Consider the following 13904-nt stretch of genomic DNA (forward strand, 5'->3'; position numbering starts at 1 on the left):
TGCCTCTTATTTAAAAATTGAATTCAAACGCTGCAACACCAACATCGCGCTGTAATAATCCAGGCGGAACGTCTCCGTTCCCAGCGCCCAGACACGCTTGTTCTTGACCGACGGCAGATGCGCCAGCAGCGGATTGGCGTAAATCGCGTCCACGTCTTTCTGGTCGCCGGCAAACACGAACAGCCCTTCGCCGTTCAGCCCCGTCGCCAGGTTTTCCCCGCCCAGCTGAATAATGTCGTGACGCTTGCCCTGGCTTTTCGAGGTGTGCAATCCATCAGGTAACGCCGCCAGCGTGAAGCCCAGCTGGTGCAGCAGCTTGCCCTGAGCCGAGTCTGTCGTCCACAGGTTCGCCGTGTGCGCCGCGGCGGTGTAGACGATGGCGTTCACCGGCTGCGGCGGCAGCTTCATCTGCTGCTTCACCTGGGCGAGCTGTTTATCGAAGGCAGCGATGCGCTCTGAGGCCTGTTTTTCCTGCCCGGTGATCGTCCCCAACTGGGTCAGCAGTTCCTGCCAGCTTTTGTCGTCGTAGTTAATGATAAGCGTCGGGGCGATGGCGGAAAGCTGATCGTAGAGTGCCAGCGCGGAATCCCCGCCGGTGGCGCTGATCAAAATCAGGTCCGGCATCTGGGCCGCGACGGCTTCGGCGCTCGGCTCGCCGATGTACAGCCGGGCAACCTTACGCTGTTTCGCGATATCGCCCCACTGACGTAAAAAGCCCTGTGCATCCGCCACGCGGTTGTTTGGCGTGGTGGCTCCGCTGGCAGTAACCGGGGCGTCAATGGCCAGCAGGGAGCCGGTTAGGGTCACGCTGGTGGAAACAATGCGCGTCGGTTTGCTCTCAAGCGTATGAACGCCGCGGCTGTCTGTGACCTGACGCGGCCAGTCGGCGGCCGTCGCTGAGGTTAGTCCTAAAACAAAAAGTCCTGTTAAAAGAAAGGCATTACGGCAAACGGCAGGGAGTTTCACAGAGCGGCATCCTGTTTTTGTTGAAGTTAATGCTTCTCATTTTCATGTTTGCGGGGAAGGTATGCAAGCGTTAGTCGCACAAGTTGTTTGCTCTGCGGTTGACACCAGGGCGATGTGGGATTAGGTTAGCCGACGAAAATATAAATGATAATCATTATTACTGCTTTTATCATTTTAGGAGGATGATATGGATACGTCATTGGCTGAGGACCTTCAGCACACCGCGACCACGCTGCAATCAGACAGCTTTTTCTTTATGTCGCCCTATCGCAGTTTTACCACGTCAGGCTGTTTTGCCCGTTTTTCTGAACCCGCCGTTGGCGGTGACGATCCGGCGGGCCCCTTTCAGCAGAAATTAGCTCAGGCTTTCCAGAATGCGAAAAACAGCGGCATTGCCCATCCGGTGATGGTAGGGGCGATCCCCTTCGATACCCGCAAACCGTCATCGCTGTTTATTCCGCAACGCTGGCAAACCTTCTCTCGCCCGGCGCGTCAGCAGTCCGCACGCTACGCCTCCGGCGCGCAGACGCTGAACGTGCAACAACGCACCGAGATCCCGCCGCAGCCGGTTTTCGAGGAGATGGTCGCTCGCGCCGCGTCGCTCACCGCCACGCCGCAGGTGAATAAGGTGGTGCTGTCGCGCCTGATTGATATCGCCACCGACAAACAGATTGATAGCAGCGCGCTGATGGAGCGTCTTATCGCCCAGAACCCGGCGAGCTTTAACTTCCACGTACCGCTGGAAGACGGCGGCGTGCTGCTGGGCGCCAGCCCGGAACTGCTGCTGCGTAAAGAGGGCGCGCACTTTAGCTCGCTGCCGCTGGCGGGCTCTGCGCGCCGTCAGCCGGACGATGTGCTGGATCGCGAAGCGGGCACTAAGCTGCTGGCCTCCGAAAAAGACCGTCACGAGCACGACCTGGTAACGCAGGCGATGGAAACCATTCTGGAACCGCGCAGCCATCATCTGACCATGCCGGCTTCCCCGCAGCTCATCACCACCCCGACGCTGTGGCATCTGGCGACGCCGGTAGAAGGTGACGCGCGTGAAAACGAGAACGCCCTGACGCTGGCCTGCCTGCTGCACCCGACGCCAGCGCTGAGCGGCTTCCCGCATCAGGCGGCAAAAGAGCTGATTGCCGAGCTGGAGCCGTTCGATCGTGAGCTGTTCGGCGGCATCGTCGGCTGGTGCGACAGCGAAGGTAACGGCGAGTGGGTGGTAACTATCCGCTGCGCGCGGCTGCATCAGAATACCGTTCGCCTGTTTGCCGGCGCGGGCATTGTGCCTGCTTCCTCCCCGGTGGGCGAGTGGCGCGAGACGGGCGTGAAGCTCTCCACCATGCTCAACGTGTTTGGTTTGCACTAAGGAATACTCATGACCATCCCTTTTACCCGCTGGCCTGAGGATTTTGCCCGCCGCTACCGTGAAAAAGGCTACTGGCAGGATCTGCCGCTGACCCACATCCTGACGGACCATGCGGACAACGATGCGGTCGCGATAATTGACGGCGATCGCCGCATCACCTACCGCGCGTTTAATCAGGCGGTGACGAATCTGGCGTCTGTCCTTCAGGCGCAGGGGCTGCATCGCGGCGAGACAGCGCTGGTGCAGCTCGGCAACGTGGCCGAGTTCTACATCACCTTCTTCGCGCTGCTGCAAATCGGCGTCGCACCGGTCAACGCGCTCTTTAGCCATCAGCGCAGCGAACTCAACGCCTACGCGGAGCAGATCAAACCCGCCGTGCTGATTGCCGACCGCGACCACACGCTGTTCGCGGGTGATGATTTTCTCAATACCTTTGTGGATGCGCATCGCTCGGTACGCGTTGTGCTGCTACGCGGCGATAAGGGCGAACACGCGCTGGAGGCGGCGATTGCACGCCCGGCGGACAATTTCATCCCGAACCCGACGCCCGCCGACGAAGTGGCGTTCTTCCAGCTCTCCGGCGGCAGCACCGGCACGCCGAAGCTGATCCCGCGTACGCACAACGACTACGACTACAGCATCCGTCGCAGCAACGAAATCTGCGGAATCACTGCGCACACCCGCTATCTGAACGCACTTCCCGCGGCGCATAACTACGCCATGAGCTCGCCGGGATCGTTAGGCGTTTTCACGGCGGGCGGCTGCGTGGTGCTGGCGAACGATCCGAGCGCCACGCTCTGCTTCCCGCTGATTGAGCAGCATCAGATAAACGTCACCTCACTGGTGCCGCCCGCGGTCAGCCTGTGGTTGCAGGCGATTGCCGACGGCGCGGGGAACGCCCAGCTGAAATCCCTCGAACTGCTCCAGGTAGGCGGCGCACGTCTCTCCGCCACGCTTGCGGCACGTATTCCGGCGGAAATTGGCTGCCAGCTTCAGCAGGTGTTTGGCATGGCGGAAGGGCTGGTGAACTACACCGCCCTCGACGATGCGCCGGAGCGCATCATCAATACCCAGGGCCGCCCGATGTGCCCGGACGATGAAGTGTGGGTGGCGGACGAGGACGGCAACCCGCTGCCGCGCGGGGAAGTCGGGCGTCTGATGACGCGCGGCCCTTACACCTTCCGCGGCTATTTCAATAGCCCGGAACACAACGCCAGCGCCTTTGATGCCAACGGTTTCTACTGCTCGGGCGATCTGATCGCCATCGATGAGCAGGGTTACATCACCGTGCAGGGGCGCGAGAAAGATCAGATCAACCGCGGTGGCGAGAAGATCGCCGCCGAAGAGATCGAAAACCTGCTGCTGCGCCACGACGCGGTGATCCACGCCGCGCTGGTGAGCATGGAGGACAGCCTGCTGGGCGAAAAAAGCTGCGCGTACCTGGTGGTGAAACAGCCCCTGCGCGCGGTGGAGGTGCGCCGCTTCCTGCGCGAGCAGGGCGTCGCCGAATTTAAGCTGCCGGACCGCGTGGAGAGCGTGGATGCGCTTCCGCTCACGCCGGTCGGCAAAGTTGATAAGAAACAGTTGCGCCTGTGGCTTGCTGAACGCGCCCGGGGCTGAGGAACAGAGAATGGCCATTCCAAAATTAACCGCATACGCGCTGCCAACCGCCGCCGAACTGCCGACCAGTAAAGTGAACTGGGCGTTTGAACCGGAGCGCGCCGCGCTGCTGATCCACGATATGCAGGAGTACTTCCTGAACTTCTGGGGCGAAAATAGCGACATGATGCAGCAGGTAGTGGCGAACATCGCTAAACTGCGCGCGTACTGCAAAGAGCACAATATTCCGGTGTACTACACCGCGCAGCCGAAAGATCAGAGCGATGAAGACCGCGCCCTGCTGAACGATATGTGGGGGCCGGGCCTGACTCGCTCGCCGGAGCAGCAGCGCATCGTCGCTGAGCTGACCCCGGACGAAGCGGACACCGTGCTGGTGAAGTGGCGCTACAGCGCGTTTCACCGCTCGCCGCTGGAGCAGATGCTTAAAGAGACCGGGCGCAACCAGCTTTTGATCACCGGCGTGTACGCCCACATCGGCTGCATGACCACCGCCACCGACGCCTTTATGCGCGACATCAAACCGTTCTTTATCGCCGACGCGCTGGCGGATTTCACCCGCGACGAGCACCTGATGTCGCTGAAATACGTGGCAGGACGTTCGGGCCGCGTGGTGATGACCGACGAACTGCTGCCGTCCGTTCCGACAACGAAAGCCGCGCTGCGTGAGCTGATCCTGCCGCTGCTGGACGAGTCCGACGAGCCGATGGATGACGAAAACCTGATCGACTACGGTCTGGATTCAGTGAGGATGATGGCGCTGGCCGCCCGCTGGCGCAAAGTGCACGGCGACATTGATTTCGTGATGCTGGCAAAAAATCCGACCCTCGATGCCTGGTGGGCGCTGCTCTCCCGCGAGGTGAAGTGATGGCTTTTGATTTCACCGGTAAAACGGTCTGGGTGACGGGCGCGGGTAAGGGCATTGGTTATGCGACCGCGCTGGCATTTGTGGAGGCCGGGGCGCAGGTGACCGGGTTCGATCTGGCTTTCCCTCACGGCGAATATCCGTTTGCCACCGAAACGCTGGACGTGGCGGATGCGGCGCAGGCGAGTGACGTCTGCGGGCGTTTGCTCAGCAGCCTTGAGCGGCTCGATGTGCTGGTTAACGCGGCGGGCATTCTGCGTATGGGCGCGACGGATCAGCTCTCGCAGGAGGACTGGCAGCAGACCTTTGCGGTCAACGTCGGCGGCGCGTTCAACCTGTTCCAGCAGACGATGGGCCAGTTCCGTCATCAGCAGGGGGGGGCGATTGTGACGGTGGCCTCTGACGCGGCGCACACGCCGCGCATCGGCATGAGCGCCTACGGCGCGTCGAAAGCGGCGCTGAAAAGCCTGGCGCTGACCGTCGGGCTGGAACTGGCGGGCAGCGGCGTACGCTGTAACCTGGTGTCGCCGGGTTCAACGGATACCGACATGCAGCGCACCCTGTGGACCAGCGATGATGCGGAACAGCGGCGCATTCGCGGCTTTGGCGAGCAGTTCAAGCTCGGCATTCCGCTCGGTAAAATTGCCCGTCCACAGGAGATTGCTGCGACCGTGCTGTTCCTGGCATCCGATGCCGCCAGCCATATCACCTTGCAGGATATCGTGGTGGACGGCGGCTCCACGCTGGGGGCGTAATGATCTGGAAACGTCATTTAACGCTCGAGGAGCTGAACGCCACCAGCCTGAATACGATGGTGGGGCACCTTGGCATCGTCTATACCCGCCTCGGGGACGATACGCTGGAAGCAGAGATGCCGGTGGATGCCCGCACCCACCAGCCGTTTGGCCTGCTGCATGGCGGCGCCTCGGCGGCGCTGGCGGAAACGCTGGGCTCAATGGCCGGTTTTCTGATGACCCGTGACGGGCAGAACGTGGTGGGCACGGAACTGAATGCCACGCACCACCGCGCGGTCTCTCACGGTAAGGTACGCGGCGTGTGTCAGCCGCTGCATCTGGGCCGTTCCAGCCAGAGCTGGGAGATCGTGGTGTTCGACGAGCAGGGGCGGCGGTGCTGTACCTGTCGGTTGAGTACGATGGTGTTGGGGTAAGTCATTCAGCTGAAAGTGATCGGCTTAACACTGTGGTGTAAATCTCTGGTTTGACCACGCATTATTGCGTTTCAAAGTTGTTAAATTTTATCCGTTGTTCTAGAAACAAAATGTAACATCTCACTGTTTCACAACAACGGACAACAACTATGAACAACTCAGGGAAATACCTTACGTGGGCGGTGCTCTCCGTGGTGGGAGCCTTTGCCCTGGGCTATATCGCCCTCAACCGGGGGGAGCAGATCAACGCGCTGTGGATCGTCGTCGCCTCCGTCTGCATTTATCTGATCGCATACCGTTTTTATGGCCGCTATATCGCTAAGACGGTACTGGGCGTAGACGGCACGCGCATGACGCCGGCCGTGCGTCATAACGACGGTCTGGACTACGTGCCGACCGATAAAAAAGTGCTGTTCGGTCACCATTTCGCGGCGATTGCCGGGGCAGGCCCGCTGGTGGGGCCGGTACTGGCCGCGCAGATGGGCTACCTGCCAGGGATGATCTGGATCCTCGCGGGGGTGGTGCTGGCGGGCGCGGTGCAGGACTTCATGGTGCTGTTCGTCTCCACCCGCCGCGAAGGTCGTTCACTGGGTGAGCTGGTGAAAGAGGAGATGGGCGCAACCGCCGGGGTGATTGCGCTGGTGGCGACCTTTATGATCATGGTGATCATCCTCGCGGTGCTGGCGATGATCGTGGTGAAAGCCTTGACCCACAGCCCGTGGGGAACCTATACCGTCGCCTTCACCATTCCGCTGGCGCTGTTTATGGGGATCTATATCCGCTATCTGCGTCCGGGGCGCATTGGTGAAGTTTCAGTTATTGGCCTGGTGTTCCTGGTGTTTGCCATTATCTCCGGCGGCTGGGTAGCGGAAAGCCCGACCTGGGCGCCGTTCTTCGACTTCACCGGCGTGCAGCTGACCTGGATGCTGGTGGGCTATGGCTTTGTGGCGGCGGTGCTGCCGGTGTGGCTGCTGCTGGCCCCGCGTGACTACCTCTCCACCTTCCTGAAAATCGGCACCATCGTCGGGCTGGCGATCGGCATTCTGATTATGCGCCCGACCCTGACCATGCCTGCGCTGACCAAATTTATTGACGGCACCGGCCCGGTCTGGACCGGTAACCTGTTCCCGTTCCTGTTTATCACCATCGCCTGCGGCGCGGTGTCGGGCTTCCACGCGCTGATCGCCTCCGGAACCACGCCGAAGATGCTGGCGAATGAAAATCAGGCCTGCCTGATTGGCTACGGCGGCATGCTGATGGAATCCTTCGTGGCGATTATGGCGCTGGTTTCGGCCTGTATTATTGACCCGGGCGTTTACTTTGCGATGAACAGCCCAATGGCGGTACTGGCCCCGGCCGGCACCGTTGACGTGGTTGCCTCTGCCGCGCAGGTGGTCAGCGGCTGGGGCTTTACGATTACCCCTGAAACGTTGACGCATATCGCTAATGAGGTCGGCGAGCAGTCAATTATCTCCCGCGCAGGCGGGGCGCCAACGCTGGCGGTGGGCATGGCCTACATTCTGCACGGCGCGCTGGGCGGGCTGATGGATGTCTCGTTCTGGTATCACTTCGCCATTCTGTTCGAGGCGCTGTTTATTCTGACGGCGGTGGATGCCGGTACGCGTGCGGCGCGCTTTATGTTGCAGGATCTGCTGGGGGTGATCTCCCCGAACCTGAAGCGTACCGATTCACTCCCGGCTAACCTGCTGGCGACGGCGCTGTGCGTGCTGGCGTGGGGCTACTTCCTGCATCAGGGCGTGGTCGATCCGCTCGGCGGGATTAACACCCTGTGGCCGCTGTTCGGTATCGCCAACCAGATGCTGGCGGGCATGGCCCTGATGCTCTGTGCCGTAGTCCTGTTCAAGATGAAGCGCCAGCGTTACGCATGGGTGGCGCTGGTGCCAACGGCGTGGCTGCTGATCTGTACCCTGACCGCGGGCTGGCAGAAAGCCTTCAGCCCGGACAATAAGGTGGGCTTCCTGGCGATCGCCAACAAGTTCCAGGCGATGATCGACAGCGGTAAGATCCCGGCACAGTACACCGAATCTCAACTGTCGCAGCTGGTGTTTAACAACCGTCTGGACGCCGGGCTGACCATCTTCTTTATGGTGGTGGTTGTGGTGCTGGCGTTGTATTCTCTGAAAACCGCGCTGGCGGCGTTGAAAGTCGACAAACCGACGGCGAAAGAGACGCCGTATGAGCCAATGCCTGAGAACCTGGACGAGATTGTCACCCAGGCGAAAGGGGCGCATTAACCCGTGTGCCGGGTGGCGGCTTCGCCTTACCCGGCCTACATTTCCTGTGAGATCAGAACTATGTTCGACACCCTTTCCAAAGCAGGTAAATACCTGGGCCAGGCCGCTAAAATGATGATTGGCGTGCCGGATTACGACAACTACGTCGAGCATATGCGCGTCAACCACCCGGACCAGACGCCCATGACCTACGAAGAATTTTTCCGCGACCGTCAGGACGCCCGCTACGGCGGCAAGGGCGGGGCGAAGTGCTGTTAACCCTCTTTTGGTAAATAGAGGCTGATCTGCTCCTGTTTACAGCCGTAAATTGCCGCCAGCTTTTCGCGGGTGCGCTTTTGCGGTCGGGAGTCCAGCGCCTCAAGCTGTGATACGGCGGACTGGCTGATGTCAAGCTTCTCCGCCACCTCCTGCTGGGACATGCCGCGTAAAATGCGCCAGGCGGCCTGTAGGCTGACGTTCTCGCTATGCATGATGTCGCATACTTCACCAGGTAATCCTACGTCATCATAACAATCGTGTTCGACTTCAATATCCTCTAGATCATCATCGGTTTCGTCGTCAATTTCTGCCATCTGTAAGCACATACGAAAGTATTCATCATAGGGAATAACGACGTACTGCGCTTTTCCGTCATCGTCCTTAATTAGCTGAACAGCCATAGGGGGCTTTCTCCTCGTGAAGGTAGGTCGTTGATGTTCTGCGCTTGACGGCCAAAACATAACAATGGTTATCGGGATCGTCCCGAAGTGTAATCAGAATGCGGTAATCGCCAACGCGTAGCCGGAAATGATTTTCTGTTGCCGATATTTTTTTGATATCGGGCCGGGGAGCTGAGCGATCGTCCAGCTCAGCAAGTTTTGCTTTGATTCTTCGCTGATATCGGCCATCGATTTTGGAAAACTCTTTCTTTGCATTCTTTGACCAGACAATCTTCATCCGTACCTCCACTGTACGCCCACACAAATTATAAGGAAATAATAAGACTATTAGATAAATTCCGAATTTCTTATGGGTTACTGTAGAGCGGAGAAAAACCGCGAGAAAGCGGCAAACCGCGAATCGTCGAGGCGGCTCGAACAGGCCTCTGCCGGGCGACAGAGGCATACAGTAAATTTGCGATCAGGCGTTCAGACCGCCGTCGACATCCAGACCGGTGCCGGAAATTTGCCCCGCAGCCGGGCTGGCGAGGAAGGTGACCGCCGCTGCGATATCCTCCGGCTGGCCGTAATGGCCCAGGGCAATAAGCTGACGCTGAGAGTCAGCCTGCTCGCCGTCTTCCGGGTTCATATCGCTGTTGGTCGGGCCGGGGTGGACCAGGTTGACGGTAATGCCGCGCGGGCCTAAATCGCGGGCCAGACCTCGGGTGAGGGAGTTAAGGGCAGACTTGGTCATCGAGTAGACGGCGATCCCCGGCTGTGCCACGCGGTTCGCCAGACAGCTACCGATGTTGATGATGCGTCCGCCGTCAGACATATGCACCAGCGCTTCCTGAATGGCGATCACCACGCCGCGGATGTTGACGTTGATCAGAGCGTCGATGTCCGACAGGGTCATGGACTCCAGCGGGCCGCCGCGCGCAATCCCGGCGTTATTGACCAGAATATCCAGCCCGCCGAGGGAGCGCGCCGCCTGCGTGACCGCATCCTGAATCGCCTGCGCGCTGGCGCTGTCGGCCTGAATCGCCTCGCCGTGTCGCCCCAGCGCGTTGATCTCATCGACAACCTGCTGGGCTTTATCGACGGATTTTTCGTAGGTGATAACCACATCGGCACCGGCGCGTGCCAGCGACAGCGCAATCGCCCGACCCAGCCCACGACTGGCGCCAGTAACCAGCGCCTTTTTACCTGTTAAATCGATCTGCATGATGACCTCGTTGCAAGAGTGGAGAGAATCATCATTAGGTATAGCCCGTCGGCGCGATTAACGGCTGAAGGATTCCACCTTCGCAAACGCGGCGCGCAGAACCTCAGGCGTTAACGTCACCGGCAGATAGTGAATCGACTCCACCGGGCGCAGGGTGTGGGCAATGACCTTATCCAGCTCGTCGCGGTTGTGAATATCGACGTCCAGCTCGCGAAGCGTGGTCGGCAGATTGAAGCGCTGGTACGCCGCCACCAGCTGCGCCAGCACGTCGTCCTGACCGAGCAGGGCGCTCTGCACCAGAATGCCGTAGGCCACCTTGGTGCCGTGCAGGTATTTTTCCGTCTGCGGCAGCACGGTTAAGCCGTTGTGCACCGCGTGCGCCGCCGCCACGCGGGTATAGCGCTCACCCAGACCGCCGACCATTCCGCCTCCGGCAATAATCGCATCCACCACGTCCCGGAACGCCTGCGTCTGTTCGCCGCGCTGCTGATCCGCAAGCGCTTCTTCGCTGCGTGCCAGCAGCACGTCACGGATCGCCAGCGCACCGTTCAGGCCAAGACGCACGGTCAGCGGCAGACTCTCAGATTGAGGGGCGAGCACCGCCGCTTCGTACCACTTCGCCAGCGTATCGCCGATGCCCGCCAGCAGATATTCCGCCGGGGCGTTAAGGATGATCTGCGGCTCCACCAGCACCAGAAAGTTGGCGTCGTCAAAAATCTCAAACTGTAGCGCCTGACCGGCATCGTTGTACCAGACGGAGAGCGGGGTCCACGCCGCGCAGGTGGCGGCGATAGTGGGAATGCCTACGAACGGCACGCCCAGACGACGCGCCACGGCCTTGACGGTATCCATTACCGCACCGCCGCCCACGCCAATCACCACGCTGGTTTCACTACCCGACTCGTTCACCAGATGGGTGACGTCACGCTCGCTGCAATGGCCCTTAAACAGCAGATGTTTTGCCCCCGTCGCGTTAAAACTCTGCGGCAGATAAGGGCGTGCGCCCTCGATTGCCCGCTCGCCGTAGATCCACACCGCGCGGGAAAGCTGTTCCGGAGTAAAGAAATCATCCAGGTGGGCAAGGCTTCCCGGATGAGAGAAGTAGTTCGCCGGGCCGGGCACGACGCGGATATCGGTGTTGCTCATGAAGTTGTCCTTTTTTAGCAAGCGCTAACCCGATGTTATGTCTGGACATCCGGATGGCTAATAATATTTTGCTTTAACTTATGCCTTTTACGTCGTTGTCAGTCAACAAGAGCTGTGAAAAATTCGCTAAATCAGAAGAGTAATGAAGGATTTACGCGGATGGTTTCCAGTCGCCTTGAGATGCGCGGTATCAGCCTGGCCTTTTCCGGCTTTCAGGCCCTGTCGCGCGTGGATTTCACCCTGAACGGCGGGTCGGTGCATGCGCTGACCGGCGCCAACGGCGCGGGGAAATCGACGCTGATGGCGGTGCTGTGCGGGACGCACGATCGTTATGAAGGCGAAATTTGCATTAACAACCAGCCGGTAAGTATCCGCGAGCCGCTGGACGCCAAACGGCTGGGTATCCACCTTGTGCAGCAGGAGGTGGATGTTGCGCTCATTCCCGGGTTAAGCATTGCCGAAAACATCATGCTCGACCAGCTGGCGCATCCGGGGCATCGCTACAGCTGGCGCGACATCCGCCAGCAGGCGCGGCAGGCGCTGGCGCAGCTGGATGTTTCGCTCGACGTACGCCGCTCCATCGACAGTTGCACGCTGGCTGAAAAACAGCAGATTTTGCTGGCGCGGGCGCTGTCGCACCACTGCCGTTTTCTCATCCTTGATGAGCCCACCGCGCCGCTGGACGCGCACGAGAGTGAGCGTCTGTTTGCGGTAGTAAGACGTCTGCAACAGCAGGGTATCGGCGTGGTGTTTATCTCTCACCGCATTCACGAGCTGAAGGCCATCTGCGACACCCTGACGGTGCTGCGCGACGGCAGGCTGATTGAGTCCGGCCCGATGGCGGATCTGAGCGGCGAAGCGATTGTTGAGAAGATGCTCGGCCACGAGCTGAGCGATATCTATCCGCCCCCGCGCCCGCCGCACGGTGAGGAGACGCTGCTGCGGGTGGAAGGGCTGCACGACGATGCGCTGCTGAAAGATATCTCCCTGCACCTGCGCAAAGGTGAAATCCTCGGCATTGCCGGGCTGGCGGGGGCGGGGAAAACGGAACTCTGCAAGGCGCTGTTTGGCGCCAGCAAAAGCCGCGTCGCGCGCGGCGAGCTGAACCATCAGGCCTGGAAACCGCGCGATCCGGCAGACTCGGTACTGCGCGGTCTGGCGCTGGTGCCGGAGGAGCGGCGCAAAGAGGGCATTTTTATCGACGAGCCGGTGAGCATGAACCTTGCCGTGTGTGCCGATAACAGCTTCTCGCGCTGGAGCCTGTTTGGTCATCGTCAGGCGTGGCGCTGGGCAGAAGAGGTGATCGCCCGCGTCGGTGTGCGCACGCGCGGGCCGGGGCAGGTGCTGCGTCGGCTTTCCGGCGGTAACCAGCAGAAGGTCGCCATCGGCAAATGGCTGCGCAATGACGCCAGCGTGCTGATATTCGACGAGCCGACCAAAGGCGTGGACGTGAAGGCCAAAACCGATCTGTTTCAGCTGATCGACGGCCTGGCGCGCGAGGGCAAAGGGGTCATTTACGCCTCGGGCGAGTTCGCCGAGCTGGTCGGGCTGTGCGACCGCATCTGCGTGCTGTGGGACGGACGCATCGTGGCGGAAATCGCCGGAGCCGAGGCCCGGGAAGAGACACTACTTTATTATTCAACCGGAGGAACGGCGTCGTGAGCAAGGCCCTTTCAGTGATCGCGGCGGCGTCTGGCCGTCAGCAGATTTTCGATTTTCTCTACAGGTGGGGCATGCTGTTGACCGTCGTCGCGCTGGTGGCGGTGTTTGGCCTGGCGTCGGACAGCTTCCTCGATCCGAACAACATCATCAACATTCTGCGCGCGATTGCCATCGTGACGGTGATTGCCATCGGCGTCTCGATTTCGCTGACCGTCGGTGGGTTCGATCTCTCGGTGGGGTCAACCGCGTCGCTGGCGAACGCGCTGGTGATTTCGCTTTTCGTCTGGCACGGCTTCGGCACCACCGAGTCGATTCTGCTGACCCTTGCGCTCTGCACGCTGGTCGGCCTGTTTAACGCCTTTCTGATCGTCATCCTGCGCATTCCGGACATGCTCGCGACCCTTGCCAGCCTGTTTGTCATCCAGGGCGTGGCGATGACCTACAGCTACGGCGGGTCGATTACCGAGAACATGGTGCTGCCGAGCGGCGACATGGCGGAAGGGACCATTCCGGCGGCGTTCAGCCTGCTGGGGCAGGTGCCGACCATTGTGATCGTCATGCTGGTGGTGACGATTCTGGCGCAGTTGGGCCTGTCGCTGACCACCCACGGACGCCGGATGTACGCCATTGGCGGCAACCCGGAAGCCGCGCGTCTCTCCGGTATTCGCACCACGCGCTACAAGGTGGCGGCCTACGTGATCGCCTCGCTGCTGGCGGGATTGGGCGGAATTTTGCTGGCTTCGCGTATCGGTTCATCGCAGGTGAATGCGGGGGGCGGCTACCTGATGGATGCGGTGGCGGCGGCGTGGATCGGGTTCTCGCTGGCCGGGTCCGGCAAGCCGAACGCGCTGGGCACGCTGGTGGGGGCGGTGATCCTCGGCGTGCTGTCGAACGGGCTGGTGATGCTCTCCGTGCCGTATTACGCCATGGACATTATAAAAGGGCTGGTGCTCGCGATGGCACTGGCGATTACTTACATACAAAAACGCTGACAACACA

General features: G+C 60.4%; 14 protein-coding genes. 9 read left to right on the forward strand and 5 right to left on the reverse strand.

Annotated features, from left to right (window positions below; genetic code table 11):
• Positions 1–6: 6 nt before the first annotated feature.
• The gene (fepB, locus tag AC4OVU_RS06315) at positions 7–966 is read right to left on the reverse strand and encodes a Fe2+-enterobactin ABC transporter substrate-binding protein (RefSeq protein WP_491928644.1); all 960 of its coding nucleotides are present in this window, start codon (positions 964–966) and stop codon (positions 7–9) included.
• Between the two features lie 187 nt (positions 967–1153).
• On the opposite strand from fepB, the gene entC reads away from it, so the two are divergent.
• From entC to AC4OVU_RS06350, 7 genes are all read left to right on the forward strand, one after another.
• Entirely contained in the window at positions 1154–2329 is a 1176-nt protein-coding gene (gene entC / locus AC4OVU_RS06320; protein WP_110292426.1) for an isochorismate synthase EntC, read from the forward strand.
• Between the two features lie 9 nt (positions 2330–2338).
• Positions 2339–3949, forward strand: coding sequence for a (2,3-dihydroxybenzoyl)adenylate synthase EntE (entE, locus tag AC4OVU_RS06325; protein ID WP_017382511.1), 1611 nt, complete (start codon positions 2339–2341; stop codon positions 3947–3949).
• Positions 3950–3959: 10 nt separating this feature from the next.
• Positions 3960–4814 (forward strand): isochorismatase, encoded by an 855-nt coding sequence (locus AC4OVU_RS06330; protein ID WP_015571175.1) that lies wholly within the window; start codon positions 3960–3962, stop codon positions 4812–4814.
• Positions 4814–5566 (forward strand): 2,3-dihydro-2,3-dihydroxybenzoate dehydrogenase EntA, encoded by a 753-nt coding sequence (entA, locus tag AC4OVU_RS06335; protein ID WP_015571174.1) that lies wholly within the window; start codon positions 4814–4816, stop codon positions 5564–5566. Before AC4OVU_RS06330 ends, entA begins: the two co-directional genes overlap by 1 nt.
• A complete protein-coding gene (entH, locus tag AC4OVU_RS06340; protein ID WP_015571173.1) occupies positions 5566–5979 on the forward strand; it encodes a proofreading thioesterase EntH in 414 nt (137 codons plus the stop codon). The genes entA and entH overlap by 1 nt, the downstream gene beginning before the upstream one ends.
• 149 nt (positions 5980–6128) lie before the next feature.
• Positions 6129–8234, forward strand: coding sequence for a pyruvate/proton symporter CstA (cstA, locus tag AC4OVU_RS06345; RefSeq protein WP_110292427.1), 2106 nt, complete (start codon positions 6129–6131; stop codon positions 8232–8234).
• A 60-nt stretch (positions 8235–8294) separates the two neighbouring features.
• Positions 8295–8492 carry a YbdD/YjiX family protein gene (locus AC4OVU_RS06350; RefSeq protein ID WP_006809671.1) on the forward strand — a complete coding sequence of 66 codons (198 nt, stop codon included), beginning with the start codon at positions 8295–8297 and terminating at the stop codon, positions 8490–8492.
• On the opposite strand, the gene AC4OVU_RS06355 is transcribed toward AC4OVU_RS06350, so the two are convergent.
• The 4 genes from AC4OVU_RS06355 to AC4OVU_RS06370 form a co-directional block, all read right to left on the reverse strand.
• Positions 8489–8893 (reverse strand): helix-turn-helix domain-containing protein, encoded by a 405-nt coding sequence (locus tag AC4OVU_RS06355; RefSeq protein WP_023303271.1) that lies wholly within the window; start codon positions 8891–8893, stop codon positions 8489–8491. The genes AC4OVU_RS06350 and AC4OVU_RS06355 overlap by 4 nt on opposite strands.
• Positions 8874–9170, reverse strand: coding sequence for a type II toxin-antitoxin system RelE family toxin (locus AC4OVU_RS06360; protein ID WP_023303272.1), 297 nt, complete (start codon positions 9168–9170; stop codon positions 8874–8876). The genes AC4OVU_RS06355 and AC4OVU_RS06360 overlap by 20 nt, the downstream gene beginning before the upstream one ends.
• Before the next feature lie 183 nt (positions 9171–9353).
• Positions 9354–10097: an SDR family NAD(P)-dependent oxidoreductase gene (locus tag AC4OVU_RS06365; RefSeq protein WP_110292428.1), complete on the reverse strand. Its 744-nt coding sequence runs from the start codon at positions 10095–10097 to the stop codon at positions 9354–9356.
• 57 nt (positions 10098–10154) lie between these two features.
• Positions 10155–11243, reverse strand: a complete 1089-nt coding sequence (locus AC4OVU_RS06370) for an oxidoreductase (RefSeq protein WP_023303274.1) — start codon at positions 11241–11243, stop codon at positions 10155–10157.
• Positions 11244–11402: 159 nt separating this feature from the next.
• Here AC4OVU_RS06370 and AC4OVU_RS06375 point away from each other — a divergent pair, with 159 nt between their 5' ends.
• Both AC4OVU_RS06375 and AC4OVU_RS06380 read left to right on the forward strand, forming a co-directional pair.
• Positions 11403–12905, forward strand: a complete 1503-nt coding sequence (locus tag AC4OVU_RS06375; RefSeq protein WP_015571168.1) for a sugar ABC transporter ATP-binding protein — start codon at positions 11403–11405, stop codon at positions 12903–12905.
• Complete coding sequence (locus AC4OVU_RS06380; protein ID WP_017382505.1) at positions 12902–13897, forward strand: ABC transporter permease; 996 nt, start codon at positions 12902–12904, stop codon at positions 13895–13897. Before AC4OVU_RS06375 ends, AC4OVU_RS06380 begins: the two co-directional genes overlap by 4 nt.
• Positions 13898–13904: the final 7 nt, after the last annotated feature.

The sequence above is a fragment of the Enterobacter sp. 6722112 genome (assembly GCF_058661685.1).